The sequence below is a fragment of the Corynebacterium sp. c8Ua_99 genome (assembly GCF_039907185.1).
GTDB classification, from domain to species: Bacteria; Actinomycetota; Actinomycetes; order Mycobacteriales; family Mycobacteriaceae; genus Corynebacterium; species Corynebacterium jeikeium_D.
In genome coordinates this window covers 91,580-118,547 of record NZ_JASBOG010000005.1, presented here as the reverse complement: position 1 = coordinate 118,547, position 26,968 = coordinate 91,580, and the positions used below count along the sequence as shown (strand labels likewise).

The 26,968-nt window shown below is 58.1% G+C and carries 21 protein-coding genes; 19 read left to right on the top strand and 2 right to left on the bottom strand.

The window, feature by feature from the left end:
• The first annotated feature begins 17 nt into the window (after positions 1-17).
• The 5 genes from yajC (at position 18) to QKE19_RS04520 (ending at position 6,859) form a co-directional block, all read left to right on the top strand.
• Positions 18-482: a preprotein translocase subunit YajC gene (gene yajC / locus QKE19_RS04540; protein WP_256887284.1), complete on the top strand. Its 465-nt coding sequence runs from the start codon at positions 18-20 to the stop codon at positions 480-482.
• A gap of 311 nt (positions 483-793) precedes the next feature.
• Complete coding sequence (gene secD / locus QKE19_RS04535; RefSeq protein WP_347890482.1) at positions 794-2,719, top strand: protein translocase subunit SecD; 1,926 nt, start codon at positions 794-796, stop codon at positions 2,717-2,719.
• 6 nt (positions 2,720-2,725) lie between these two features.
• Positions 2,726-3,943, top strand: coding sequence for a protein translocase subunit SecF (gene secF, locus QKE19_RS04530; protein WP_070602555.1), 1,218 nt, complete (start codon positions 2,726-2,728; stop codon positions 3,941-3,943).
• Between the two features lie 110 nt (positions 3,944-4,053).
• Positions 4,054-4,590 carry an adenine phosphoribosyltransferase gene (locus QKE19_RS04525; RefSeq protein ID WP_016422687.1) on the top strand — a complete coding sequence of 179 codons (537 nt, stop codon included), beginning with the start codon at positions 4,054-4,056 and terminating at the stop codon, positions 4,588-4,590.
• Positions 4,591-4,597: 7 nt separating this feature from the next.
• Positions 4,598-6,859: a bifunctional (p)ppGpp synthetase/guanosine-3',5'-bis(diphosphate) 3'-pyrophosphohydrolase gene (locus QKE19_RS04520; protein WP_016422688.1), complete on the top strand. Its 2,262-nt coding sequence runs from the start codon at positions 4,598-4,600 to the stop codon at positions 6,857-6,859.
• 121 nt (positions 6,860-6,980) lie between these two features.
• Here the strand turns inward: QKE19_RS04520 and QKE19_RS04515 are convergent, their stop codons facing one another.
• Positions 6,981-7,820, bottom strand: a complete 840-nt coding sequence (locus tag QKE19_RS04515; protein WP_016422689.1) for a peptidylprolyl isomerase — start codon at positions 7,818-7,820, stop codon at positions 6,981-6,983.
• Positions 7,821-8,111: 291 nt separating this feature from the next.
• On the opposite strand from QKE19_RS04515, the gene QKE19_RS04510 reads away from it, so the two are divergent.
• Positions 8,112-8,783: an MBL fold metallo-hydrolase gene (locus QKE19_RS04510; protein ID WP_347890479.1), complete on the top strand. Its 672-nt coding sequence runs from the start codon at positions 8,112-8,114 to the stop codon at positions 8,781-8,783.
• A gap of 43 nt (positions 8,784-8,826) precedes the next feature.
• Positions 8,827-10,110: a histidine--tRNA ligase gene (gene hisS, locus QKE19_RS04505; RefSeq protein ID WP_347890477.1), complete on the top strand. Its 1,284-nt coding sequence runs from the start codon at positions 8,827-8,829 to the stop codon at positions 10,108-10,110.
• A gap of 27 nt (positions 10,111-10,137) precedes the next feature.
• Here the strand turns inward: hisS and QKE19_RS04500 are convergent, their stop codons facing one another.
• Complete coding sequence (locus QKE19_RS04500) at positions 10,138-11,025, bottom strand: neutral zinc metallopeptidase (RefSeq protein ID WP_005511486.1); 888 nt, start codon at positions 11,023-11,025, stop codon at positions 10,138-10,140.
• A 271-nt stretch (positions 11,026-11,296) separates the two neighbouring features.
• On the opposite strand from QKE19_RS04500, the gene aspS reads away from it, so the two are divergent.
• The 12 genes from aspS (at position 11,297) to QKE19_RS04440 (ending at position 26,896) form a co-directional block, all read left to right on the top strand.
• The gene (gene aspS / locus QKE19_RS04495) at positions 11,297-13,126 is read left to right on the top strand and encodes an aspartate--tRNA ligase (RefSeq protein WP_347890475.1); all 1,830 of its coding nucleotides are present in this window, start codon (positions 11,297-11,299) and stop codon (positions 13,124-13,126) included.
• Between the two features lie 147 nt (positions 13,127-13,273).
• Positions 13,274-14,455, top strand: a complete 1,182-nt coding sequence (locus QKE19_RS04490) for a hypothetical protein (protein WP_347890473.1) — start codon at positions 13,274-13,276, stop codon at positions 14,453-14,455.
• Positions 14,456-14,603: 148 nt separating this feature from the next.
• Positions 14,604-15,929, top strand: coding sequence for a replication-associated recombination protein A (locus QKE19_RS04485; protein ID WP_232250888.1), 1,326 nt, complete (start codon positions 14,604-14,606; stop codon positions 15,927-15,929).
• A gap of 128 nt (positions 15,930-16,057) precedes the next feature.
• Positions 16,058-18,718: an alanine--tRNA ligase gene (gene alaS, locus QKE19_RS04480; protein ID WP_347890471.1), complete on the top strand. Its 2,661-nt coding sequence runs from the start codon at positions 16,058-16,060 to the stop codon at positions 18,716-18,718.
• Positions 18,719-18,755: 37 nt separating this feature from the next.
• Entirely contained in the window at positions 18,756-19,259 is a 504-nt protein-coding gene (gene ruvX, locus QKE19_RS04475; RefSeq protein ID WP_049193736.1) for a Holliday junction resolvase RuvX, read from the top strand.
• A gap of 259 nt (positions 19,260-19,518) precedes the next feature.
• Positions 19,519-20,745, top strand: a complete 1,227-nt coding sequence (gene mltG, locus QKE19_RS04470) for an endolytic transglycosylase MltG (protein ID WP_070602568.1) — start codon at positions 19,519-19,521, stop codon at positions 20,743-20,745.
• Between the two features lie 14 nt (positions 20,746-20,759).
• Positions 20,760-21,575 carry a shikimate dehydrogenase gene (locus QKE19_RS04465; RefSeq protein ID WP_347890468.1) on the top strand — a complete coding sequence of 272 codons (816 nt, stop codon included), beginning with the start codon at positions 20,760-20,762 and terminating at the stop codon, positions 21,573-21,575.
• Between the two features lie 732 nt (positions 21,576-22,307).
• Positions 22,308-23,495 carry a chorismate synthase gene (aroC, locus tag QKE19_RS04460; RefSeq protein WP_187400145.1) on the top strand — a complete coding sequence of 396 codons (1,188 nt, stop codon included), beginning with the start codon at positions 22,308-22,310 and terminating at the stop codon, positions 23,493-23,495.
• 40 nt (positions 23,496-23,535) lie between these two features.
• A complete protein-coding gene (locus tag QKE19_RS04455; RefSeq protein WP_048731844.1) occupies positions 23,536-24,057 on the top strand; it encodes a shikimate kinase in 522 nt (173 codons plus the stop codon).
• An 87-nt stretch (positions 24,058-24,144) separates the two neighbouring features.
• Positions 24,145-25,254: a 3-dehydroquinate synthase gene (gene aroB, locus QKE19_RS04450; RefSeq protein WP_070602574.1), complete on the top strand. Its 1,110-nt coding sequence runs from the start codon at positions 24,145-24,147 to the stop codon at positions 25,252-25,254.
• Positions 25,251-25,727 carry a type II 3-dehydroquinate dehydratase gene (aroQ, locus tag QKE19_RS04445; protein ID WP_070602576.1) on the top strand — a complete coding sequence of 159 codons (477 nt, stop codon included), beginning with the start codon at positions 25,251-25,253 and terminating at the stop codon, positions 25,725-25,727. The genes aroB and aroQ overlap by 4 nt, the downstream gene beginning before the upstream one ends.
• On the top strand, positions 25,724-26,896 hold the full coding sequence (locus tag QKE19_RS04440; protein WP_347890467.1) for an aminopeptidase P family protein: 1,173 nt from the start codon (positions 25,724-25,726) through the stop codon (positions 26,894-26,896). Before aroQ ends, QKE19_RS04440 begins: the two co-directional genes overlap by 4 nt.
• Positions 26,897-26,968: the final 72 nt, after the last annotated feature.

Here is a 26,968-nt window from a genome sequence, read left to right as displayed (position 1 = left end):
CGTTAAACTCGGCAGACATGGATCAAACTATTCTCCTCCTACTTATTTTCTTGTTCCTGGCGCTGCCAATTTGGCAGATTATCAAGCAGAACAAGCAGGTGCGCACCATTCGGGACATGCAGGATAAGTTGGCCCCGGGCGCAGAGGTCATCACCGGTTCCGGTATGCATGGTGTGGTCGTTGATACGACCGAAACGACCGTCGACCTCATCATTGCTGACGGCATCGTGACCCGTTGGGAAAAGGGCGCCATTGCCCGCAACCTCACCACCGGTACCGGAGCTAGCTACGCTCACCGTGACCGACGTGGCCGTGTTTCCGATGCGCCAGATGACCACGTCGGCGATGTGCAAGAAATCACCGGCCACAGCCCGGCTGACAATGCAGCTTCGGGCGTCAATGAGCAGGTCGAGAACCCGAATACTCCGAGTAACCCGGATAATCCGGGTACAGACGGTTCCGCTTCCACCGAAAAGCAGTAGCAGTTTTTTGCACGCCCACACTCCGCCGGTTTGCATGCATCCAAGCTGTAGCGTGCGCCGTGAGGCTAGCGGGCGCGTCCCAGGTTTCGCCGTCGGCAAGCGTGGGCAAGATTTTCACTAAATAGGTACAAGTCAAAACCGGCGCACTACGCTAAATCGGTTATTCTCTAGCGGTTGGTGTTTATAGCTTTGCTTAGCGACGCCCGCAATGCCTCTTCCTGGTATCGCGCGATTTCGCGGTGCGGTTATAGACCTGCGTTTCTACCCGAAACGCTTAAGTACCTAAACGTCACGATTCAGGAGACTTTGCTTTGAACAGCAAATCCAGATCCGGTGCGAATACATTCAAGAGGAACTGGCCGCAGTGGCTGTTGGCACTGTTTGTTGGCTTCCTCATCCTTACGTACGCACTCGTCTTTTTCACCGGCGGCGGATCAGCCAAGCCAAAGTTGGGCATCGACTTGCAGGGTGGTACCCGAGTAACCTTGGTGCCGCAGGGCGAAAAGCCGACGCGCGATCAGCTGGACCAGGCTCGCAAGATTCTGGAGAACCGCGTAAACGGCATGGGCGTCAGCGGCGCTCAAGTTGTCACCGACGGTGACACGCTGGTCATTACCGTGCCGGGTGAAGACTCACAGGAGGCGCGTACGCTCGGCCAGACTTCGCAGCTCTTCTTCCGTCCGGTAGAACAGCCCACCCAGGGCCCTGATGAAGCTGCCTTTGGCGAGGTAGTTAAGAAGACTGCTGAAGATTGGGTGTCAGTCGGTGTCCTGTCGAAGGAGGACGCCACCAAGCGTGTTGATGACCTCTACAAGGACATGAACGAAACGCAGAAGCGTGCAATTGATGCCTTCAAGGAACAGAACCCAGATCAGCCGGTTCCCGAGGAGCTGTCCAAGTCGCTGGGCGAGGCCCCGAAGTTGGACGCAACAGCTCCGGCAAAGCCGGCGAACTCAATTGAAGCGGCCGAGCTGCGTACGAAGGTTCGTGACGTGCTGTTGGCGACTCGCCAGTCCGAAGACCCAACGACACAGTTTGCAGCCGCTGCGCTGATGACCTGCGATAACCGCGATGCAGTTGATCCGCTACAGGGTGCCGATGACCCGGCCAAGCCGCTGGTGACCTGTGCGCCCGAAGGCGGTAAAGCCATCTTCCTGGGCAAGGCTCCGCTGTTGATTGGGCAGGAGGACGAGGCCAAGGGCCAGCGTCTGTCCGGCGACGCTATTGATACCAATGCGCCGATTAACGGTGGTTACGATCAGCAGTCTGGTCAGATTCAGGTCTCCTTTAGCTTCAAGTCCGGGAAGAATGACACCGGCGCTCGCACATGGACCAAGTTGACCAATGACTACCTGCAGCGGCAGGTCGCTATCGTGTTGGACTCGAAGGTCATTTCCGCCCCGGTGATTCAGGAGGCAACCCCAGTTGGTTCTGCCACCCGCATCACGGGCGACTTCTCAATCGACGAGGCACAGGGGCTGGCCAATAACCTGCGTTATGGTGCACTGCCGCTGTCGTTCGCAGGTGAGGACGGCGAGCCGGGCGGCACCACCACGACTATCCCGGCCATGCTTGGTTCGGCTTCCTTGGAAGCCGGTCTGCTTGCCGGCATTATCGGTATCGCCCTGATTGTCGTCTACGCGATTGCTCTCTACCGCGGCCTGGGCGTGATTTCGCTGGTTTCGCTGGCAGCAGCTGGAGCGATGGTCTACGGCGTCCTTGTCCTTCTTGGTCGTTGGATTGGCTACTCGCTCGATCTCGCTGGCATCGCCGGCATCATCATCTCTATCGGCGTAACGGCTGACTCCTTCATCGTCTTCTTCGAACGCATTAAGGACGAAATCCGCGCGGGTAGAACTTTCCGCTCCGCGGTTCCGCACGCTTGGCGACGAGCACGGCGCACCATCCTATCGGGTAACTTTGTGTCCATCATTGCGGCTGTGGTTCTTTACATCCTGGCCGTTGGCGATGTCCGCGGTTTCGCGTTCACACTTGGTCTCTCCACAGCATTCGACATTGTGACGGCTTTCCTCGTGACTGCGCCGTTGGTCATCCTGGCTACTCGTAAGTGGCCAGCTTTGTCCAAGCCGTCGATGAACGGCTTCGGCTCGGTCATGGAGATTGCACAGAGGAATAAGACTGTAGCTGCCGGTAAGAAGGCCGGAGCCTCCGATGCCTCCGCCAGTACGGCTGCCGACACCGGTGCAGCTCACTCCAGCGCGAATGGGGGGAAGTAGGAATCCATGAATACTACTCAGACGAATCCGGCGCTAATCACTGAGCCAGAAAGCGTGAAAGACGACTCCTTCTTCCGCCGCCTCTACACCGGCGAGGGTGGAATCAACATCGTCGGCAAGCGGAAGCGCTGGTACCAGATTGCCGTCGCCATCATCGTTGTTGCTTTCGCAGCGATGCTGATTCGCGGGTTCAGCTTCGGTATCGACTTCGAGGGCGGTACCAAGATGACTATGCCGCCGGCCTCAGTGACAACTGAGCAGGCCGAGGAGGTTTTCACCGAGGCGACCGGCGTGAAGCCGGAGCTGGTGCAAATTATCGGTTCTGGTGAGGGCCGAATCCTGGAGATCACCTCTGAGAAGCTGACTCAGGACCAGATTAATAGTGCTCGTATCGCGTTGAATGATGCATTCAAGCCCGTCGATGTGCAGGGGCAGCAGACCCCGGATGCCATTGGTGACTCGACCGTGTCGGAGTCGTGGGGCTCTTCGATTACCAACCGAATGCTGCTGGCTGCAGTGGTGTTCCTGGGTCTGGTGTTCATCTACATCACCATTCACTTCGAGCGCGACATGGCCATTGCCGCAATTCTCGCCCTGGTTGTGGATGCAATCGTGATTATGGGCATCTACGCGCTCATTGGTCTTGACGTCACCCCGGCAACCATTATCGGCTTGCTGACAGTGCTGTCGTTCTCCCTGTACGACACCGTCGTGGTTTTCGACAAGGTCGACGAGAACACGGCAGGCTATCGTTCATCGACCCGTAGAAGTTACGCCGAGTTGGTGAACCTGGCGGTCAACCAAACCATCATGCGTTCTATCAACACCACGGTGTCGACGCTCCTGCCAATCCTGGCACTGATGGTCATCGCCGTGGGCATGCTAGGGGTCGGAACGCTGAAGGACCTTGCACTCGTTCAGCTCATCGGCATTATTCAAGGTACGTTCTCTTCGATCTTCCTGGCTTCGTCGCTGTTGGTGTCTCTTAAGTCGCGGCAGCGTGAATACCGCAAGCATGAAGAGGCGGTACTGTCTGCCCGCGCAAAGGCATCTGAGGGAGCCGGTTCGGGCACCGATTCCGCCACCACTGATGTTGCGGAGGACTCGGCCTCGAAGGAGCCGTCGGCAAGCGAGATGGAACATTCGACGCCGAAACGAACGGTGACGACTCCGAAGCTTGAGGGCGATGAAGACAAGCCGCTGTCCTGGCGTCCGGGGCAGTAGGAGGTAGCGCCTCCCAGTGGTTCGGGTGAAACTACTTTAAAAGCGCATTGTGCGGGTATCGTTGACAGGTACCCGCACTTTTTCTTTTCGCCGAAAAGGAGCTTAAACCTGTGTCGTATGCACACGCGCGTGAGGCATTAGCCGATCAGATTCGGTTCGTGCCCGATTTTCCAGTTGAGGGCGTACTCTTCGAGGACCTGACGCCGGCGCTTGCCGACGCCACGACGTTCGCCCTGATTGTGGACGAGATTTCCGCCAAGGTGGAAGAGTTCGGGGCTGATGTTATAGGCAGCCTAGATGCGCGTGGATTCCTGCTGGGTTCTGCGGTGGCGTACAAGCTTGGACTGGGAGTGCTCGCTATTCGTAAGAAGGGTAAGCTACCACCGCCTGTGCTGACCGAGACCTATGAACTGGAATATGGTACGGCCGCGCTTGAGATTCCGGCTAGTGGGTTTGAGCTGAAGGGCAAGAAGGCCGTACTTGTCGACGATGTGTTGGCAACTGGTGGCACCCTGTGTGCAGCTCGCGCCCTGCTGGAGACAGCTGGTGTCGAGGTAACCGGGCTGTGCACCGTGCTGGAGGTTGAAGGCCTGGGAGCTCGGGAGAAGCTTGCTGATCTGCCTTTGTACGTGGTTAATAAGGGGTGAATGAGTCATGGCTGAAGGGCCCGCACGCCGTTATGGTGCCCGCCTAGCGCGAAGCCTTACCGGCAACAGAACGAAAATCCGCCCGGTGCTAGATCCCCTTGTCGCGGTGCATCGACAGGTGCATCCGCGCGCAGATTTGGCTGTGCTTCAGCGTGCCTACGATACCGCCGAGCGCCTTCACGACGGCGTGTACCGGAAATCCGGCGAGCCATACATCACTCACCCGCTTGCAGTCGCCACTATTGCCGCCGAGATCGGCATGGATACCACCACGCTGGTGGCAGCGCTACTACATGACACGGTCGAAGATACCGATTACACGCTGGAGGACCTGGAGCGGGACTTCGGCCCAGAAGTCGCACGACTGGTCGACGGCGTGACCAAATTGGATAAGGTCGCGTTGGGCTCCGCCGCCGAGGCAGAGACCGTGCGAAAGATGATTATCGCCATGAGCCAGGACCCGCGCGTGCTGGTTATCAAGGTGGCTGACCGGCTGCATAACATGCGCACAATGCGCTTCCTGCCGCCGGAAAAGCAGGCTAAGAAGGCCCGTGAGACCCTCGAGGTGATTGCACCGCTGGCGCATCGTTTGGGAATGGCCAGCGTGAAGTGGGAGTTGGAAGATCTCTCCTTCGCCATTTTGTACCCGAAGAAGTACGACGAGATCGTGCGTTTGGTCGCAGATCGAGCGCCGCAGCGGGACCGGTACATCCAGGAAGTCTCCGAGATGATTCAGAAGGATCTGAAGGAGTCTCACATTGCTGCTGAGGTACAGGGCAGGCCGAAGCACTACTGGTCGATTTATCAGAAGATGATTGTCCGCGGCCATGAGTTCGACGAGATTTTTGACCTGGTCGGACTTCGAGTTCTGGTGGACACGACCAAGGACTGCTATGCCGCCATGGGTGCCGTCCACTCGCTGTTCAAACCCATGCCGGGGCGATTCAAGGACTATATTTCCGCGCCGCGTTTCGGGGTTTACCAGTCGTTGCACACAACGGTCATCGGTCCAGGTGGCTCCCCGCTAGAAGTGCAGATTCGCACCCATGAGATGCACTACAACGCTGAGTACGGCATTGCCGCACACTGGCGCTACAAGGAAACCAAGGGCTCTCACAAGGGAGATTCCGCCGAAGTCGATCAGATGGCGTGGATGCGTCAGCTGCTGGATTGGCAGCGCGAGGCCGCAGATCCTAACGAGTTCCTGGACTCCCTGCGCTATGACCTCTCAGTCACTGAAATTTTTGCGTTCACACCTAAGGGCGATGTCATCACATTGCCTGCGGACTCCACGCCGGTCGACTTTGCCTACGCGGTCCATACTGAAGTAGGTCACCGATGTATTGGTGCCAAAGTCAACGGCAAGCTAGTGGCGTTGGAATCACCGCTAAAAACTGGCGACCGCGTCGAGATTTTCACGTCCAAGGATGCCGATTCCGGTCCGTCTAAGGACTGGGAGAAGTTTGTTAAAACTCCACGTGCGCGGGCAAAGATCCGTCAGTGGTTTGCCAAAGAGCGCCGCGAGGAGGCACTCGATGCCGGCCGTGACGCGCTGGCTGCAGAGGTACAGCGCGGCGGTCTGCCGATGCACCGCCTGTTCACTCCGGCGTCCATCAAGCAGATTGCCTCCGAGCTGCACTATGCGGATGTCGATGCGCTCTATACCGCTATCGGTAAGGGGCAGGTCTCAGCGCAGCATGTGACTCACCGGCTGATGGCGCAGTTCTCGAGCGCGGACGATGCCGAAGAGCAGTTGGTCTCCCGCACACCAATTTCAAAGATGAACGTGCACAACACTCCGCGCCGCGCTGACAGCACGGGTGTGTTGGTAGAAGGCAGCGCGGATATGGCCGCTAAGCTTGCCAAATGCTGTACGCCTGTGCCGGGCGATGCCATCTTTGGCTTCGTCACCCGCGGCGGTGGGGTCAGTGTGCACCGTACGGACTGCACTAATGCGGAGAAGCTGCACCAGGAGCCGGAGCGCATTATCGAGGTCTCCTGGGCAACAGATTCCTCCGGTGCGGTCTTCATGGTTACGGTGCAAATCGAAGCACTTGACCGTCATGGACTGCTCTCGGAGATTACTCGCGTCTTCTCCGATCAGAAGGTCTCAATCCTGTCGACGTCCTCCCATACCTCCGATGACCGCGTTGCCGTAATGCGTTTTAGCTTCGAGGTTTCGGACACTAAGCAGATGGGCTATATCTTCAACATTCTGCGCGGTGTCGAGGGAGTCTTCGATGTCTACCGCATTACTTCTGGTCAGTAGGCGTTTTAGCAGCCCATCGATATGTGAAAAAGGATGAGGCCGCGTAGGTATTAAAACAGGGCCAAGGTGAAACACCTTGGCCCTGTTTTTGATTAATTTCTGAATCAGTCAGTTGAGTCAGCTACTTGACTTCCGCCTTCTCAATACGGACTTCCTTAGCTGGCTTACCGTCAGAGGTACCGCCACCCTCGATACCGTTCTTCGCAATGTCCGCAACCGTCTTGGTGCCCTCGTCAGTCATGGAGCCAAGCACGGTGTACTGCGGAGGCAGCTGAGAATCTGCCCAGTTGAGGAAGAACTGGCTGCCGTTGGCATCCGGGTCGCTCGGGTTTGCCATGGCGATAGAGCCCTTCGGGTACACCAACGGGGTGTTCTGATCCAGGCCGGAATCCTTGACCGGCCACTCGCCAGCGAACTTGAAGCCCGGTCCGCCGGTACCGGTACCAGTCGGGTCGCCACACTGCAGAACGTTCAGGCCACCACCGGTAATACGGTGGCACACAGTGTCGTTGAAGTAGTTGGACTTGGCCATGTGCTCAATTGCATTGACGCCGCAAGGTGAAATAGCGCGGTCCAGCTCCATCGGAATGTCGCCCTGGTTAGTCTTCAGGGTGATGGTTACAGTGCCAGTGGCGGGAACGTTGTCGGTAGCTGGCTTATCTATGTCCTTCGATGCCTCGCCATCATCCGGGTAGTCACAGGTCACGGTTTCCGGAAGTGGGGAAGAGCGCTTCATTGGAACCTTTTCACCGCTGACGGGAGTAGCTGTCAGAGCTGCAGGTTCGACTGGAGTCGTGGATTCATCAGCGGCCTCATTGTCGTCAGCGCCGCCAGCCGTGGTCAGCAAGTAGATGCCGCCACCGATAAAGAGCAGGATAGCCAAGGTGGTTACGACAACGCCCAGTGGCTTCAGCTTCTCGGCACGTGCACGGCGCTTAAGTTCGCGCTCGAGCGTCCGCATCGCATCTTTGCGCCTTTGCTCATTATTAGCCACTAGTCTTTCTCCGTATCTGTTAGTCATCTATTGCTGGTGACGGAACACCAGCGGACGATTTTGCCCATTGATAGTGACCGCATTTGAAGTAACAGCTCAGTCGGTCACCGTCGCGTACACAATCGACCATTATGCCCGGGATTGGTTCCCATTTGCGAGATGACAGGCCAAGGCGCTAGGGGAAAGGTGCTCCTTCCTGTTTTCGGAAGGAGTAATCAGCCTGCCGGGGGCTGTACAGAATCGATACAATGGAGCGCCATGGAGATATTTGGATTTGCACCCGGCCCTTTTCAGACCAACTGCTACGTGGCAACAGGCGCTCCGGAAATGGACGGCCTGTCCACCCCATGCGTCATTGTTGACCCGGGCATGGGGGCGTTCGAGGTAGTACGCGGCGAGGTTGAGAAGCGAGATTGGAAGCCGGAAGCAATTCTGCTGACCCATGGTCATATCGACCATGTCCGCGATGTCGCGGAGGCCGCCGACTTCTGGGATATTCCCGTCTTCATTCACGAAAGCGACAATGTGTTGCTGGCCAATCCGAAGCTCGGCGGTTCTTCTTTCGGACACCTCTTTGACATCGATTCCATGCAGGCTTATACGAAAGCCGATTTCTTCGAGGATGGCGACGAAGTAAAGTGGGCAGGGTTGAATTTCGAAGTCATTCACGCACCGGGTCACTCTCCGGGCTGTGTAATGCTGCGCGCTTCCGATGGGGAAGATGAGATTGTCTTCAGCGGGGACGTCCTCTTTAAGGGGGCTATCGGTCGCGTAGATTTGCCGGGCAGTAGTCCGGAGCACATGCAGCAGTCGTTGAAGGATAAGGTCCTCCCGCTGGCGGATGACCTCATGATTCTTCCGGGCCATGGCTCCGCATCGTCGATAGGCGAGGAACGCGCGACCAACCCGTTCCTGCAAAACCTCACCTAGCCTGGCTGACACCTCGTGAGAGTTGGCAGGTAGAGTTAGCGGGGTGAACTCTAGCCAGAAGCCAAAGAAGTTGAAGCCATTCTCCGCGCCCAAGGGCGTGCCGGATTACGTCCCGCCGGTCTCCCGCGAATTCGAGGCGGTGCGAAACTCATTCCAGCACCGCGCACGACTTGCGGGCTATGAGCACATTGAGCTGCCAATTTTCGAGGACACCGGGCTTTTTGCACGTGGCGTAGGTGAATCGACGGACGTCGTCACCAAGGAGATGTACACGTTCGCCGACCGCGGCGACCGCTCCGTCACCCTGCGCCCGGAGGGTACCGCGGGCGTGATGCGCGCGGTCATTGAGCACAATTTGGACCGCGGTCAGTTGCCGGTCAAGCTTTCCTACGCGGGGCCGTTCTTCCGCTATGAACGCCCGCAGGCAGGCCGTTACCGTCAGTTGCAGCAGGTGGGCGTAGAGGCAATCGGCGTCGATGATCCTGCGCTGGACGCTGAAGTCATCGCGCTTGCCGACGCATGTTTCCGCGGCATCGGACTCGAAGGCTTCCGGCTTGAGCTGACAAGCCTCGGTGACAACACCTGTCGCCCCGAATACCGCGCTAAGCTGCAGGAATTCTTGTTTGACCTGCCTCTGGATGAGGAAACGCGCCACCGTGCAAACATCAACCCGCTGCGCGTTCTCGACGATAAGCGACCGGAAATGCAGGAAATGCTTGCCGACGCGCCGCTGATGCTGGACCACCTTTCTGACAGCGCTCGCGGTCACTTTGAAGCTGTGACTGGACTGTTGGATGACATGAAGGTGCCCTATGTCATCAATCCTCGAATGGTGCGCGGACTGGACTACTACACCAAGACGTGCTTCGAGTTTGTTCACGACGGCCTTGGTGCTCAGTCGGGTATCGGTGGCGGTGGTCGCTACGACGGGCTGATGGCGCAGCTCGGCGGCCAAGAGCTGTCTGGAATTGGCTTTGGTTTGGGTGTGGATCGCGCGCTGCTCGCACTGGAAGCAGAGGGCAAGCAGGCCAGCGATGGTCGACGCGTCGATGTGTATGGTGTTGCGCTCGGTGAAGAAGCCGCTCACGCTATGGCGGTGCAGATCAATAAGCTGCGCCAAGCGGGTATTCGCGCGGATATGTCCTACGGTGGCCGCGGGCTGAAGGGGGCAATGAAGGGTGCCGATCGCGCTGGAGCCCGATTTGCGTTGGTCCTCGGCGAGTCTGAATTGGCCGCGGGCGAGGTTCAGCTGAAGAACCTTGAGTCCCACGAGCAGCACGCAGTCGCCCTAGATGCACTGGTTCCGGAGTTGCAGTCGCGCATCTAGGAAACGCGCATTTGTTGAGTGCGGAGTCTAGCTGTAGACGCCGCGCTCGAGAGTGTCGCACTGAGACATCTTTCCTGACTTGTAGCCGGTCAGGAATGCCTTCGTACGCTGCTCGGCCGAGCCGTGGGTCCAGGAGTCCGGTTGAACACCACCGCCTGAATGCTGCTGGATGGTGTCATCGCCAATGGCCTTCGTAGTTTTGAGGGCATCGGCAACCTGCTCGTCGGAAAGCGGTTCGAGGATTGCGTCCGGGCCTTTGTCCGCGTAATGAGCCCAGATACCCGCGTAGCAGTCGGCCTGCAGCTCAATCTTTACAGCGTCGGAATCGGGGCCCGGTTCGTTGTAGTTACTGCGGCCGAGGGTTCCCTCCAACTTCTGGATGTGATGTCCGAATTCGTGGGCCACGACGTATTCCTGAGCGAGCGGTCCGTTGCCTCCGCCCATGCGCTCCAGGGTGCTAAAGAACTCCGTGTCGAAGTAGGCCGTTTGATCGGCGGGGCAGTAGAACGGGCCGGTGGACGAGGACGCTGCGCCGCAGCCCGACTGAGTGGAGCCTTCAAAGAGGACTAGACCTGGGTTCGTGTACTCGATGCCGGCCTGCGCGGGGAGCTGTTCTTCCCAGACTCGGTCGACCGAAATACCGGTGAATTCCATGCGGCAGTCGATGCGGCTGTTGGCATCTTCGCCGGTCTTGCAGGGATCCTCACCAGGGGACTGCTGTGCAGTCTGAGAGGACTGATTGTTCTGGGCACCTGTCAGCTGTCCCAATTGTCCCGGGTCACCGCCGAGAAGTAAGTACAGGCCAATGAGGACAAGGCCGCCGATACCGCCACCGCCTACGGCGATAGCGCGGCCACCACCCGAGCGTCGCTCGGCACGAGCCGAGCTCTTTTGGAAGTCATTCCGGAAGGTCATAGGAGTAAGACTATTGCATAAGGTGCGGAAAACGGGCCATTGAATAGCGCTGCGTCATAGTAACCGCATGTAAATCAACGTCAGGACCTACGGAGAACTTTGTCAAAATGAGTACATGAAGCCCGAGGTAGACCCAAGGCGATGACCGGTAATAAGCAAAATAGCCGGGGTCTTCTTCTCACCTTTCTGGCTTCAAGGTAGACTACACGGACGAAACCGCTATCCACAGCGTTAATCCCTATAGCACCAATTTTGGAAGGACCAATTCGCAGTGCTTCGTACGCATCTTGCCGGAGACCTCCGCGCTGACCTCGCCGGCAGCACAGTAACCCTGACCGGTTGGGTAGGACGCCGCCGTGACCATGGTGGCGTGATCTTCATCGACATGCGTGACCGCTCCGGTTACGCCCAGGTTGTGTTCCGCAACAGCGAAGTTGCTGAGCGTGCACACCACCTGCGCAGCGAATACTGCATTCAGGTCACCGGTGTCGTTGAGAAGCGCCCGGAGGGCTCCGAGAACCCGAATCTGGCATCGGGTGAAATTGAGGTCAATGTTACGGAGCTGACCATCCTCAACGAGTCGGCGGCATTGCCGTTCCAGCTCGAGGATGTTGGAACTTCTGGCACTGTGGGCGAAGAAGCCCGTCTGAAGTACCGCTACCTAGACCTACGCCGTGAAGGCCCGGCCAAGATTATGCGTCTTCGTGCGGCTGTCAACCGCGCAGCCCGTAAGGTGCTGGACAGCCACGACTTCACCGAAATCGAGACTCCGACGTTGACTCGCTCTACGCCGGAAGGTGCTCGTGACTTCGTGGTGCCGGCTCGTTTGAAGCCGGGCACTTTCTACGCACTGCCGCAGTCCCCTCAGTTGTTCAAGCAGCTGCTTATGGTCGCTGGCATGGAGCGCTACTACCAGATCGCCCGCTGCTACCGCGATGAGGACTTCCGCGCTGACCGCCAGCCGGAGTTCACTCAGCTCGACGTTGAGATGAGCTTCGCCGAGCAGGACGATGTCATTGCGCTGGCAGAAGAGATTCTGGTTGCTATCTTCGCTGAGGCCGGTGTCACTGTTCAGACCCCGATTCCACGCATGACCTTCAAGGAGGCCATGGAGAAGTACGGTTCTGACAAGCCGGACCTGCGCTTCGACATTCCGCTGGTGGAGTGCACCGAGTTCTTCAAGGACACCACTTTCCGTGTCTTCCAGAACGATTACGTCGGTGCAGTTGTTATGGACGGTGGCGCATCGCAGCCTCGTCGTCAGCTCGACGCTTGGCAGGATTGGGCCCGCCAGCGCGGCGCAAAGGGCCTGGCCTACATCCTCGTTGGGGAGGACGGCACTCTGGGCGGCCCGGTTGCCAAGAACATTACTGACGCAGAGCGTGAAGGCATCGCGGCGCACGTAGGCGCGAAGCCGGGTGACTGCATCTTCTTCGCTGCAGGTGACGCTAAGAGCTCCCGTGCACTGCTGGGTGCTGCTCGTGGAGAGATTGCCAAGAAGCTCGGCCTTATCAAGGAAGGCGACTGGGCATTCACCTGGGTCGTCGACGCACCGTTGTTCGAGCCGGCTGCCGACGCTACCGCTTCCGGTGACGTTGCGCTGGGCCACTCGCAGTGGACTGCTGTGCACCACGCCTTCACCTCGCCGAAGCCAGAGCACATGGATACCTTCGACAAGGATCCGGGCAACGCACTGGCTTACGCCTACGACATCGTCTGCAACGGTAACGAAATTGGTGGCGGCTCCATTCGTATTCACCGCCCAGATGTCCAGAAGCGCGTCTTCGACGTTATGGGCATCGGCGAGGAAGAGGCACAGGAGCAGTTCGGCTTCCTGCTGGACGCCTTCCAGTACGGCGCTCCGCCGCACGGTGGTATCGCATTCGGTTGGGACCGTATCGTTTCCCTGCTGGCCGGCGTTGACTCCATTCGCGAAGTTATCGCCTTCCCGAAGTCCGGTGGCGGCGTTGATCCGTTGACTGACGCCCCGACTCCGATTACCGCTCAGCAGCGCAAGGAGACCGGTATCGACTTCAAGCCGAAGCCAAAGCAGAAGGCAGACGGCGTTAAGGCAGCAGCCGCCGCAGGCGACAACAAGTAAACAAAGAAATCACATTGCGAGGAATGTGATCTGCCACTCCAGCGTGAACAGCGCGAGTGGCGCCAATTCCTCCTAACCAAGGCGGTACTGGCCACAACGCAACATCCGTATCGCCTGACTGAAACTGGCTCATTGAAAGGGCATTCAATGGAGTACTCGGACGACGCTGCAGCAGAAGTTGACAGCGTAGTTAAAGACGCAGCGACACTGCTTTCCGCACGATTCGGCGGCACTCCAGTGTTGTCGGATCCAGAAGTACTTACAGGCCAGTCAAACGCTCTTGTTGTCCGCGTACGGGTCGCCACAAATCCCTTTATGCAGGAACGCACGGTCGTCGTAAAGCAAATTCCTACGACGACTGAAGGCGTCGATCCCGCCGTTTTACGGGAAGTCGTGGCGTACCAGTTCATCAATACGCTGCCTGACGACGTCCGCCCGGGGCCTCAGCTTCTTGCTTACGATGTTTCAAAGCAGCTATTGGTTCTCAGCGACGTCGGTGTCGTGGACACTCTTGCGGACGTACTCTTTCGTGGCGATGAAGAGCGACGATTGCGCGCATTCCGCAGCCTCGGCGCTTCGCTGGGCCGGATGCATATTCACACGCATACTCGCGAAGAGGGGTTTGAGACCCTGCGTCGTCGTATGTGGGTGAAGAACAAGGTCGATCGTGAGGCTCTCGAGGCGCGTGACCACGGCATTGTGTCGGGGATTCGCTTTGGCATGCGAGCTATCGAGGGGTCCGGCATTCCCGTTCCCGACGCTGTGCGCTCTTTCGGTGAGGATGCTGCTCGTCGAATTGAGAAGGGCACGCATAGGGCGTTCACTCCGTTTGACCTCGCTCCGGACAACATCCTGCTGGCGGACAAGGTCCAGTTCCTCGACTATGAGTGGGCTGGTTACCGCGATGTCATCTTCGACGTGGCCAGCGTCGTCGCTGGCTTCCCGCTGCACGTTTTCGTGGAGCGTCCATCGGAGGCAGAGGTCGACGTGTTTGTCCGTGCCTGGATGGAAGAGATTCGTGACCATTGGTATCGCGGCACGAGCGACCGCCGTTTGATGGCGTTCATCGCTGCGGCGTTGCTCGGTTGGTTTTTCATCTCCGCAACAGTTTCCTTCTTCGGTTCTCCAAAACAAGCGCTGTGGGTGGGGCATGAAGGACGCACGGACCTGAAGCCGGAAGTTGGCGGCTCAGCACTGGAGCGGCGCGACATGGCTAACACGGCTCGCGCGATTGCACAGTTCGCCCATAAGTGTGAGGACGATCGTGCCGACGAGCTGGAACGGTTCGCGCATGCAGTCATCGATTTCTTAGAGCAAGAGGAAGGCTAGGGCACACGTGGCGGATCCGAATAAGCTGCCGTCAGGCGGTGCAAACGGCTCCGCCGATGACGCTCCAGGGCTTTTCGACGAGCCTTCGGTCGCCGGACCTACAGCGGCCAAGAGCCAAGGTCGGAGTGCGGGGCCAGCAAGCACTGGCCTGAACTCCGATGCGAGCGCCTATTTTCACCCAGGTGCACACGCGCCGTTGGCGGTTCGGATGCGACCGCGAAACCTCGATGAAGTCGTTGGTCAAGACCACCTGTTAGCCCCCGGAGCACCGTTGCGCCGTCTGGTCGAAGGTGGCGGCGACACCTCCGTTATTCTGTTCGGCCCTCCCGGAACTGGCAAAACCACTCTCGCCAGTTTGATTTCCGCGGCGACCGGACGACACTTTGAAGCGCTTTCCGCGCTTAATGCCGGGGTAAAGGAAGTGCGTGCGGTTATCGACACTGCTCGTCGCACGCTCGTTAACCAGGGCATTCAAACGGTGCTCTTCATCGACGAGGTGCACCGTTTTTCCAAGACCCAGCAGGATGCCCTGTTGGGTGCCGTGGAAAACCGGATTGTCCTTCTCGTCGCGGCAACGACGGAAAACCCATCCTTCTCAGTGGTGTCCCCGCTGCTCAGTCGGTCACTGCTGTTGCAGTTGCAGCCACTGGACGACGAAGCCGTCGGCACGCTCATTGATCGGGCACTTACTGATGAGCGTGGCCTGAATGGTCGCGTCAGTATGACAGACGATGCACGTAAACAACTCATTGCGCTGGCAGCTGGAGATGCCCGTCGTTCCCTCACGTACCTCGAGGCAGCCGCAGAAGCCGTAGCCGATGGTGAGCAGATTACCGCTGAGTCGCTTGCCAATTCGATCAACAGGGCTGTGGTTCGCTATGACCGCGACGGCGACCAGCATTACGACGTCACCAGCGCGTTTATTAAGTCCGTCCGCGGATCTGATGTCGATGCTGCCCTGCATTACCTGGCGCGGATGATTGAGGGTGGGGAAGACCCTCGGTTTATTGCCCGCCGAATCGTAATTCTGGCCAGCGAAGACATCGGTATGGCCGACCCGACAGCTCTGCAAACCGCCGTCGCCGCGGCGCAGGCAGTTGCCTTGATAGGGATGCCGGAAGCCCGGCTGACGCTGGCGCAGGCCACGATTCACTTGGCAACAGCACCGAAGTCGAATTCGGTCATAAGCGCAATCGACGGGGCATTGAAGGATGTTCGTTCCGGGAAGACCGGACCGGTGCCACCACATTTGCGCGACGGACATTACAGCGGGGCTAAGGACCTTGGTCACGCGGTGGACTATATCTACCCGCACAATGACCCCATGGGTGTCGTCGCCCAACAGTATCCACCAGATCAGTTGGTGGGCACTGATTATTTCGTCCCATCCAATCACGGTCGTGAAAACGGCATGGCTGAATACCTCGGACGCATTCGCCGAATTATCCGGGGGAGCCGCCGGAAATCGAAGTAGGCGAGATTGGTCGGAATCTACGGGGTGCCGGTGGGGTGGTTTTAAAGTTGCTCGAACCGAGCGGGTAGACTGCTAGTTTTGTATTAAACATCTCGGACGCTCGACGTGAAACGAGGAAGTAGAACACCGTGCAGACTCATGAAATTCGAAATCGCTTCATCCAGCATTTCGTAAAGGCGGGACACACCGAGGTCCCCAGTGCCTCCCTGGTTTTGGATGACCCGAACCTGCTGTTCGTTAATGCCGGCATGGTGCCGTTCAAGCCCTACTTCCTCGGCAATGAGACTCCGGACTTCTCCACCGCGACCTCAATTCAGAAGTGCGTGCGCACACTGGACATTGAAGAGGTGGGTATCACCACCCGCCACAACACCTTCTTCCAGATGGCGGGTAACTTCTCCTTCGGAAATTACTTCAAGGAAGGTGCCATCACTCATGCATGGAGCCTTCTGACTGGTGCTGTTGAGGACGGCGGCTTTGGCATCCCGGCTGAGAAGCTGTGGGTGACGGTTTTCCTCGATGACGATGAGGCCCATGACATCTGGCACGAGAAGGTTGGTGTGCCGGAAGAGCGCATTCAGCGCCGAGGCATGGAGGACAACTACTGGTCCATGGGTGTGCCTGGCCCGTGTGGTCCGTGCTCAGAGATTTTCTACGACCGCGGCCCGGAGTACGGCGCTGACGGTGGCCCAGAAGCGGACGAGGATCGCTACATCGAGATTTGGAACCTCGTCTTCATGGAAAACGAGCGTGGCGAAGGAACAGGCAAGGACTCTTTCGAGATTCTTGGCCCACTGCCGAAGAAGAACATCGATACCGGTATGGGCATCGAGCGCGTTGCTTTTCTGCTGCAGGGTGTCGACAACGTCTACGAAACCGATCTGCTGCGTCCGGTTATCGACGAAGCTGAGCGGCTCACCGGTTCGAAGTACAGCTCCAACCACCAGGACAACATCCGTTTCCGCGTCATCGCTGACCACAGCCGCACCGGCTTGATGCTGATGCTCGACGGTGTCACCCCCTCGAACTCCGATCGTGGCTATATCCTGCGTCGCCTGCTGCGCCGCATCATCCGCTCTGCGCGTCTGCTCGGCGCTAACGGTCCAGTGCTGGAGAAGCTGATTGGTATTGCGGCCGAGACCATGACCCCGTCGTACCCAGAGATCGCGGAGAACTGGAACCGTATTCGCCGCGTCGCCGTCGCCGAGGAAAAGACCTTCACCAAGACTCTGTCCGCCGGTGAGGAGCTGTTCGAACGTGCTGCCACCAAGGCCAAGGCAGAGGGTAAAACCGTTCTATCCGGTCACGACGCCTTCACCCTGCATGACACCCACGGCTTCCCAATCGACCTGACCATCGAGATGGCCGAAGAGGCCGGCCTGACCATCGACCGCGAGGAATTCGATCGCGAGATGGCTGAGCAGCGTGCGCGCGCAAAGGCCGACAGCCAGGCAAAGAAGCAGTCTCACACCGACCTGCATGTCTACCGCGAGTTCATCGATGAACACCCGACGTCCTTCACTGGTTACGATCGGCTTGCCGACGAATCCACGATTCTTGGCATCATTGCCGATGGCCAGAAGCAGTCGTTTGCCGCAGAGGGCGATGAGATTGAGGTTATCCTCGATCGCACTCCGCTCTACGCCGAGGCCGGCGGTCAGCTGGCTGACCGTGGTCGTATCGTGACTGATTCCGGCGCTGTGGTCCACATCAACGATGTTCAAAAGGTGGGCAAGAAGCTGTGGCTGCACAAGGGCATTGTCACCGCTGGTGAATTCACTCCGGGCGTCTCCGCTGAAGCTTTGGTCGACGAGCAGTGGCGTCACGGTGCTCGTCAGGCGCACACTGCAACTCACTTGATTCACGGTGCTCTGCGTCAGGTACTGGGGGATACTGCAACTCAGGCTGGTTCCATGAATAAGCCGGGCTACCTCCGTTTCGACTTCAAGTACGGTGAGCAGCTCACACCGGAACAGCTCCGTGAGATTGAGCAGATCACCAATGAGGCTGTCGACAACGACTGGGCTGTCAATACTGCCGAGATGCCTTTGGAAGAGGCCAAGGCCGCTGGTGCCATGGCATTGTTCAACGAGAACTACGGCGACATCGTCCGCGTTGTCGAGGTCGGTGGCCCGTTCTCAATTGAGCTGTGTGGCGGTACCCACGTTTCGCATTCTTCGCAGATTGGTCCGGTAGCTGTGCTGGGCGAGTCCTCGGTCGGATCGGGCGTGCGCCGTATTGAGGCCTATTCGGGTATGGATTCCTTCCGCTACCTGTCCACCGAGCGTCTCCTGGCTGAACGACTGGCCACTGAATTCAAGGCTCCTTCTGCTGAGCTGCCAGACCGCATTGCAGCACTGGCTGAGAAGCTCAAGGCTGCAGAGAAGCAGCTCGCTGATTTCAAGGCCGGACAGCTGCTGGCCAATGCCGCGTCTCACCTGGAGTCCGCTCGCACCATCGGCGATGTCACCTACCTCGGCCTTAAGCTTCCCGACGGTACGGAGATGAAGGACATCCGTTCGCTGGCTAATGACTTGGCGAAGCGCCTTGCGGATCGCCCAAGCGTCATTGCGTTGATTTCCAACGCTGGCGGCAAGGTTCCGTTTGTGGCCTCGGTTTCGGATGAAGCCGTCAATCGCGGTATTAAGGCCGGCGATTTGGTGAAGCTGATGGGCGCTGAGGTCGGCGGCAAGGGCGGCGGTAAACCGGCAATGGCACAGGGCTCCGGCTCTGATGCTTCCGGAATCGACGCAGCATTGGCCGCGGTTGAGGCCGAACTGTCCAAGTAGCCAATTAACGGCTGTGCTATCGGAAGAGCAGTAAACAATGGCTAAGCCCCGTATTGATACCCCCGGTCAGGACGATCCCGGTCGGGGTCGACGGCTCGGAATCGACGTCGGCGATGTCCGCGTTGGCGTCGCGGTCTCTGACCCCGACTGTATCCTGGCGACCCCGGTTGAAACAGTCACTCGAGCAACGGGGCGAAAAGATCCTGACGGGCCGGATATTGACCGGCTCGTGGAACTTGCCACTGAACTTGAGGTCGTCGAGATTGTTGTCGGCATGCCCCTTATGCTCGACGGCTCGTTCGGGACTTCTGCGCGGAAAGCTACTGACGTTGGATTCCGGTTGCAGCGCCGACTCGGTGATCGAGTCGTAGTGCATTACGCCGACGAGCGGATGACGACGGTAATGGCCCAATCACGACTGCACGCAGCAGGTATTGATGTTAAGTCCGGTCGGAAGATTATTGACCAGGCTGCGGCAGTAGAAATTCTGCAGTCCTGGTTGGACAGACGGGCAAAAGCTTTGGACGAAAATACCGAGTAGGGGCACACAAAAGTTACCGAAAGGTGACAATTCACCCACCTTTGCGCAATTATTAACTGTGTAATACCTAAGCACGTTTGTCGCGTGCATAGGATTTGAAAAGTTGAAGTGGCGATTCACACCTACAATGCAACCTAGTGCTACGACTTCGTCGTAAAGCTATGTCGCACCAGTCGTTATCAGTCGCGTGTCGTACCCGAATGGGAAGACTCCTTGCTGATACCGATGGGAGAGTGAGCTGCATTCGAGGAGATTATTGATGAGTAAAGACGCGCAGACTGCGCGCCGCACTGATAGCGGCGGTGCCGACCGGGACCGCGCTGGTGCTCGCAGCGGTGGGGCAAAGCCTCGAGTTCGTCACCGCCAAACGGCAGTGGCAATCAATGTGACTTCTGTCCTGTTATGCGTGTTGGTCCTCGGAGTGATTGGCCTCGTCTGGAACCGTGGCGGCATTGTTGACGATTACGATGGCAAAGCTGAGGGTCCATTGACGATTGTTGAGGTCAGTGAAGGCACGTCACTTACTGATTTGTCCAACCAGTTGGTGGAAAGCGGCGTCGTCAAGTCTTCCCGTGCGTTCATCCAGGCCGCGAATGAGAACTCTCATTCAAGTGAATTGCAGCCTGGTTTCTACCGACTCCATCAGCGGATGAAGGCCGACGAGACCGTCGAGGCTCTTCTGGATGTCGAAAATCAGGTCGGTACCGTTGACATTCCGACTGGCGCCCGTTTCGCCGATACCCGCATTGTGTCCTCATCGGATGTACGTAAGGGAATTTTCTCGCTTATTTCTGAGGCCACTTGTGTTGAGGACAATGACTGCGTATCCAAGGCCGATCTCGAACGTGCTGCTGGCGAGGCCGATTTGGCCGCGCTGGGTGTTCCAGAATGGGCTCGGGACGCGGTAGCTGCGCGTGGCAACGACCCTCGTCGTCTTGAGGGACTCATTACGCCGGGTATTCATCACCTTGACCCGCAGCAGACGCCCGAACAGATGCTTGCAAAATTGGTCAAGGAATCGGTGAAGAATTATGAGGACACGGGTCTCATGGCTTCAGCGGACATGGTTGGTCTAACTCCATACGAGCTGATTACCGCAGCTTCTTTGATCCAGATGGAGGCGCCAGATGGCGACTTCGATAAGGTCGCTCGCGTTATTCTCAACCGTCTCGACGAACCGATGCAGCTGCAGTTCGACTCGACAGTCAACTACGACCTGCCAGATCAGGAAATCGCAACCACGGATGAGGACCGCGCGCGAAAGACCGCGTGGAACACCTACGCCAAGGAGGGGCTGCCGGAAACCCCCATTGCTTCGCCCTCCATCGAGGCGATTCGTGCCATGGAAAATCCGGCTGACGGCACCTGGCTGTACTTTGTCACGGTGGACAAGGAAGGAAATACTGTCTTTAGCACGACCTTCGAAGAGCACGAGGCCGCTATCGACGAGTCACGCAACAATGGCGTGCTGGATTCCAACCGCTAAGAGGTAGAACTCCTATGCCTATAACTCATCGCGCAGCCGTGCTGGGAGATCCGATTGATCACTCGTACTCGCCGGCTATTCACAACGCCGGTTACCGCGCTGCGGGAATGAATGACTGGCACTATGACCGCATTCGCTGCAACGCCGAAGAACTTGCCGACGTCGTTGGTGGAGCAGACCCCTGTTTCCAGGGATTTTCCGTCACGATGCCTGACAAGTTTGCCGCGCTGGACTTCGCGGATGAAGTCAGTGAGCGCGCACGGCTCATAGGTTCAGCGAACACTCTGGTCCGTCGCGATTCGGTCTGGTTTGCCGACAACACCGATGGCGACGGCGTACTGGGAGCACTGCGCGAGATAGACTGCACGAACGCACCACGTGGCCGCGCCGTTGTTGTTGGTGCCGGTGGCACAGCACGGCCGGCACTTTGGGCGCTGTCGCAGCTGGGGGTCAATCATGTGACCGTAGTAGCGCGCTCCGAGCGCGCATATGACATTGAACCATTAGCTGCCGCGCTGGGGATGGAATTTGTTTGGGTGACTTTTGATGTTCCAAACCTGGCAGATATTGCTGGTAATGCCGACGTGCTGGTCTCTACGGTGCCGTCAGCCGCAATTGAGTCGGTTGCTGGCTACCTCGCTCGAGCACCGAAGATTCTCGACGTCATTTACAATCCCTGGCCAACCCCACTTGTGAAAGCAGCGGAACGCGGAGGGACACAGGCGGTCGGTGGATTGTCCATGTTGCTACATCAAGCGGTGGGACAGTTTGAGCAGTTTACTGGACGCACTCCCGATGTCGAGGCGATGCGTGCAGCGCTGCCGAACTAGTTCACAACCGTTACAATCCCAAAGTTATGGGGTGGGGAATAACTGAGATAGGGCTGTCTCCGATTGGACAGCACAGGATTGACCCGGTCTACCTTGACCGGGTTTTCTATTTCCTAGTCGTGATGCTTGTACTCGGCTGGGGCGGTATTGGCTGCTGGTTGGATGTGACTCGGAGACGACTACCGAACTGGTGGTTAGTGCTAGGGGCAGTGGGTCTGATAACAACCACTGGAATGGTGCTCCAGCAAAAGAGCACCTTGGCTGACAATCTCGCCAGTGCAGTCGCAGCCATAGGAACAGGAATAGGCCTCTGGTTTGGCCTCTATGTAGCAGTCTTCATCTTCAACCCACGCTCTATGGGGGCTGGAGATGTGAAGCTCGCAGCAATTCTCGGGGGCGGTGTCGGTCTGGTATCGGGCGAGCCAGTGGCGACAGCAATTTGGATTGCAGTGGCAATTCTGTTGGCTGCCGGACTCACTCTCCTCATGGCAGGAGTCACCGCGGGAAAGCGGGGCTGGGGTGACCATCGTAAAGTGAAAACAACGCCTGTGCCGGCGAGCGTGCCTCATGGGCCTGCGATGCTTGCAGCAACCGCCATTGTGTGGGGGATAAGCGGAGGGTACCTACAAGTCCCCTGAAGCGGTAGACCAGGGGCGATGAATTGGGGCATATTTGAAACTTGTATGCCCCCAAATGCACAAGAAGTACGGCAAACGTGACATTATGATACCTATGCTTCGTTGGACTACCGCGGGTGAATCTCACGGCAAAGCGCTTATCGCTCTCGTAGAAGGCGCGCCAGCCGGACTTCCCCTGACTACAGATGACGTATCACGCCACCTCGCACGCCGCCGCCTCGGCTATGGTCGCGGGGCGCGAATGAAGTTTGAGGCTGATGAGGTCACCCTGCTGACTGGCATTCGACATGGTGAGACGCTGGGATCGCCGATTGGCATTATGGTCGGCAACTCCGAATGGCCCAAGTGGACTGAGGTCATGAGCCCGGATCCAGTTGACCCAGTTGTTTTGGATACAGCTCGTGGCGCCACCTTAACCCGCCCGCGCCCGGGGCATGCCGATTTCAACGGCATGCTGAAGTACAACCACACCGATGCTCGAAACATCCTGGAGCGTTCATCGGCTCGCGAGACTGCAGCACGTGTGGCGGCATCGGTTGTGGCACGCTCAATTCTGCGTGAGACTCTCGGTGTGGAAGTTGTCAGCCACGTTATTTCCATCGGTCGTTCGGAGCCCTACGAGGGGCCACTGCCGACCTTCGCTGATCAGGACAAGATTGACGAGTCGCCAGTGCGTGCATTCTCCGCAGCTGCGGAGGAGTCGATGATTGACGAAATCAAGGCCGCCAAGAAGCAGGGCGACACCCTCGGTGGCATCGTCGAGGTCGTTGTCCACGGTCTGCCGGTGGGTCTGGGATCGCACATTTCCGGTGATGCCCGTCTGGATTCGCAGCTTGCGGCTGCCTTGATGGGAATTCAGTCCGTCAAGGGCGTGGAGATCGGCGACGGTTTTGAGGAAGCCCGTCGCCGTGGCACCGAGGCTCACGATGAAATGGTGCGTACCGACGACGGCGTGGATCGGGAAACTAACCGCGCCGGTGGCCTGGAGGGTGGCATGACTAATGCTCAACCTCTCGTTGTGCGTGCTGCGATGAAACCAATTTCGACCGTTCCGCGTGCGCTGAAGACCGTCGATATGGCCAGCGGCGATGCAGCTACCGCAATCCACCAGCGCTCTGATGTCTGCGCGGTCCCGGCCGGCGGTGTTGTCGCAGAGGCAATGGTCGCGCTGGTACTGGCGCGTGCAGTGATGGAAAAGTTTGGCGGCGATAGCCTGGAGGAAACCAAGCGTAACGTTGAGGGCTACTTGGAGCAGACTCGACGTCGCCTTGATTGGAAATAGCGCCACAGTCGCGCACACGAAGAAGGGTAAAACGAGGGGAATGTCCGTTCCTACTATTGTCCTTGTCGGACCGCCCGGATCGGGAAAGTCCACCATCGGTCGTCGACTGTCTCGTGCATTGAGCACAAGACTCACCGATACCGATGAGATGATTGAACAGCGCATGGGCAAGACTTGTGGGGAAGTCTTTTCCGAGCTGGGAGAGCCGGAATTCCGCCGTATCGAGGAACAAATCGTGGCGGAGGCTCTGACCCACGACGGAATCGTCTCACTTGGCGGTGGTGCCGTGATTTCGCAGGCGACCCGTGACCTGCTGGCAGACCATAACGTCGTCTACCTCGAGATCAGCATTGCAGAGGGGGTCCGTCGTACAGCGGGTAACAATTCCCGCCCGGTGCTCCAGGCGGATGACCCTGAGGCTCATTACCGCGCGCTCTATGAGGCTCGCCGCGCTTTCTACGAAGATGCAGCCACTTTCAAGGTGCGTTCCGACGAACGTTCCCCGCAGCGCGTTGTGGCCGAGATCCTCAGTTACCTCGATGAAACCTGCGACGAGGCTTAACTGGCGACTCTTAAAAGGCGGCAGCTAATCACTGCCGTATAACCAGCAACTCCATACATTTCTTACGCTAACGACTAGGGACTGACAATGAACTCAACCCGCACAATCCGTGTTGAAGGCCCATCGCCGTACACGGTGACCATGGGGCATGGACTCACCGAGCAGATTGCGGAGGCCGCTACGTTTGCCTCCCAGGTTGCGGTGATTCACCAGGAGAGCGTTCAAGAGCTGAGCTTCGGCGTCATCAAGGCTCTGGCGGACAAAGGAGTCGATGCCTTTAGCATCCAGGTTCCGGATGCGGAGGAGGGCAAGACGCTCGCAGTTGCTGAAACAGTTTGGGACACTTTTGGTGAACGCGGTCTGGGCCGGCGTGATGCAGTAATCGCGATTGGCGGCGGTGCAGCCACAGACTTCGGTGGATTCGTCGCCGCCGCGTGGATGCGTGGAGTGAAGGTTATCCAGGTCCCGACGACGCTGCTCGGCATGGTCGACGCAGCTGTCGGCGGTAAGACCGGTATCAACACTGCAGCCGGCAAGAACCTGGTCGGCGCTTTCCACGAGCCTGCCGCGGTGTTCTGTGACCTTGATGTCCTGCGCACCTTGCCGAAGGCCGAGCTGATCGCGGGCTCGGCAGAGATTATCAAGGCTGGATTTATCGCGGACACGAAGATTCTCGATCTTTACGAGGCAAACCCGCAGGCCTGCCTCGATGTTGACGGTGACCTGCCAGAACTGGTCGAGCGCGCGATTGCTGTCAAGGCACGCGTGGTCGCTGAGGATCTGAAGGAATCTGGCCTCCGCGAGATCCTGAACTATGGCCACACTTTCGGTCATGCCGTTGAGCACTTTGAAAATTACCGCTGGCGCCATGGCCACGCCGTAGCTGTAGGCATGGTTTATGTTGCTGAGCTGGCCAAGATTACCGGACATATTGATCAGGAACTCGTAGACCGTCACCGTCGCATCCTAGAGTCCATTGGTCTGCCAACGACCTACCAGACAGGTCGTTTTACCGAGCTCTACGATGCGATGACCAGGGATAAGAAGAACCGCGACGGTGCGATCCGATTCGTTATTCTAGAAAACCCCGGTGAAACAGCCCGTCTTGAAGGCCCGGGCATGGATGACCTCGAGCGTGCGTACGAACTGCTCTGCAACAATGGGCAGGCCGCATCGGAGGAGTCAACCCGCTCATGACCTCTCTTCGCGCAGCAACGGATGCCACAGCGGCGATTCCGACCGTGCTTGTTCTGAACGGCCCGAACCTCGATCGTCTGGGCAAGCGTCAGCCAGAAATTTACGGAGCCACTACTTTAGCCGATGTCGAATCTGAACTTCGCACCCTGGCCAAGGAGCTTGGCGTCGTAGTGGATTGCCGCCAATCCAACTATGAAGGTCAACTCATCGAGTGGGTTCATGAAGCTGCCGACTACGGTTGGCCAGTCATTATCAATCCAGGAGGGTTGACACACACCTCCGTCGCCCTGCGTGACGCGCTTGCCGAAGTTGCCGACGGTGCGGGCTTCCACGAGGTCCATATTTCAAACATTCACGCCCGGGAGGAGTTTCGGCACCACTCGTACCTGTCAGCGCTTGCCGCGGGCGTTATCGTCGGGTGCGGAACTGATGGCTATTCCATGGCACTGAGAAGGGTGAGTACGACACTATGACAGATATCTCCACGAACTACGCCGCCCGCCGAGCTGCTCTTATCGACGCATTGTCCGACAACGACTGCGACGGTTTCCTCACAGTCGACCCGACGCATGTTGGCTGGCTTACGGGATTCCACGGCTCGAATGCTGGTTTGATTGTTGCGGCCAGTGGGGAAGCGCTGCTTTCCACCGACGGCCGCTATACGGTTCAGGCTGGCAAGCAGGCACCGGACGTGGAGTTACTCACCGCTCGCAACACTGGCGTGGCACTCGTCGGTCAATGCCGAAAGCTGGATATCTCGCGTCTTGGTGTTGAATCTGAGTTCCTCACTATGGCCGCTTATCAAGAGCTAGAGGATGCCCGGCCACAGGCACTCGAGCTGGTATCGACTACGGGCGTCGTCTCTAAACTGCGGGAGGTCAAGTTTGATACGGAACTCGTCGCTCTGCGCCACGTCGCCGACATCGCGGTCCGCGCATTCGAGGACTTGCTTCACGACGGCATCGTGGTCGCCGGCCGCACGGAGCGCGAAGTCGCCGCAGAGTTGGAGTACCGCATGCGCATGCATGGCGCCGATCGGCCAAGCTTCGACACGATTGTCGCGAGCGGCCCGAATTCCGCCAAGCCACACCACGGAGCGGAAGATCGCGTAATCGAGGCAGGTGACCTGGTCACTATTGACTTTGGCGCCTTTGCCGGGGGCTACAACTCAGATATGACACGTACCCTCTTTGCCGGTGAGGCGGGAACGTCGTCAAGCGAAAACGATCCGAACAATACGTCGTCGGATTTGGACGGCGCGATTGTTGACGGGGTGGAGTTCGCAGACGAGAAGGCCCGAGAGATTTACAATGTCGTGCTGGAAGCCCAGCTGGCTGGCGTAAAAGCGGCCGTGCCAGGGGCTGATGTTGTGGCTGTAGACGCAGCAAGCCGGGACATTATTGAAAAGGCTGGTTATGGGGAGCACTTCGTTCATTCCACCGGCCACGGAATCGGTATTGAGGTGCATGAGGCTCCATTTGCTGGTCGCACCGGCAAGGGGAAGTTGGCAGCTGGCATGACGTTGACCATCGAGCCTGGTATTTATGTGCCGGGGTTCGGCGGTGTGCGCATCGAAGATACGTTGATTATCACCGACACCGAGCCGGAAATTATTACGCAGCTGCCGAAACCGCGAGCCTAACATCACGGCGTTTTATTTTTCTCTCGATGAGATACGGAGTATCGTGGTTTCGTCAGAGAGCTTTTTAACAAT

Bases quoted from the DNA above. Each gene is read 5' to 3' on its own strand.
- yajC (WP_256887284.1), top strand. From the start codon at position 18: ATGGATCAAACTATTCTCCTCCTACTTATTTTCTTGTTCCTGGCGCTG.
- secF (WP_070602555.1), top strand. From the start codon at position 2,726: ATGAATACTACTCAGACGAATCCGGCGCTAATCACTGAGCCAGAAAGC.
- QKE19_RS04520 (WP_016422688.1), top strand. From the start codon at position 4,598: ATGGCTGAAGGGCCCGCACGCCGTTATGGTGCCCGCCTAGCGCGAAGC.
- QKE19_RS04515 (WP_016422689.1), bottom strand. From the start codon at position 7,820: ATGCGGACGCTCGAGCGCGAACTTAAGCGCCGTGCACGTGCCGAGAAG.
- QKE19_RS04510 (WP_347890479.1), top strand. From the start codon at position 8,112: ATGGAGATATTTGGATTTGCACCCGGCCCTTTTCAGACCAACTGCTAC.
- QKE19_RS04500 (WP_005511486.1), bottom strand. From the start codon at position 11,025: ATGACCTTCCGGAATGACTTCCAAAAGAGCTCGGCTCGTGCCGAGCGA.
- QKE19_RS04490 (WP_347890473.1), top strand. From the start codon at position 13,274: ATGGAGTACTCGGACGACGCTGCAGCAGAAGTTGACAGCGTAGTTAAA.
- ruvX (WP_049193736.1), top strand. From the start codon at position 18,756: ATGGCTAAGCCCCGTATTGATACCCCCGGTCAGGACGATCCCGGTCGG.
- mltG (WP_070602568.1), top strand. From the start codon at position 19,519: ATGAGTAAAGACGCGCAGACTGCGCGCCGCACTGATAGCGGCGGTGCC.
- QKE19_RS04465 (WP_347890468.1), top strand. From the start codon at position 20,760: ATGCCTATAACTCATCGCGCAGCCGTGCTGGGAGATCCGATTGATCAC.
- aroC (WP_187400145.1), top strand. From the start codon at position 22,308: ATGCTTCGTTGGACTACCGCGGGTGAATCTCACGGCAAAGCGCTTATC.
- QKE19_RS04455 (WP_048731844.1), top strand. From the start codon at position 23,536: ATGTCCGTTCCTACTATTGTCCTTGTCGGACCGCCCGGATCGGGAAAG.
- aroB (WP_070602574.1), top strand. From the start codon at position 24,145: ATGAACTCAACCCGCACAATCCGTGTTGAAGGCCCATCGCCGTACACG.
- aroQ (WP_070602576.1), top strand. From the start codon at position 25,251: ATGACCTCTCTTCGCGCAGCAACGGATGCCACAGCGGCGATTCCGACC.
- QKE19_RS04440 (WP_347890467.1), top strand. From the start codon at position 25,724: ATGACAGATATCTCCACGAACTACGCCGCCCGCCGAGCTGCTCTTATC.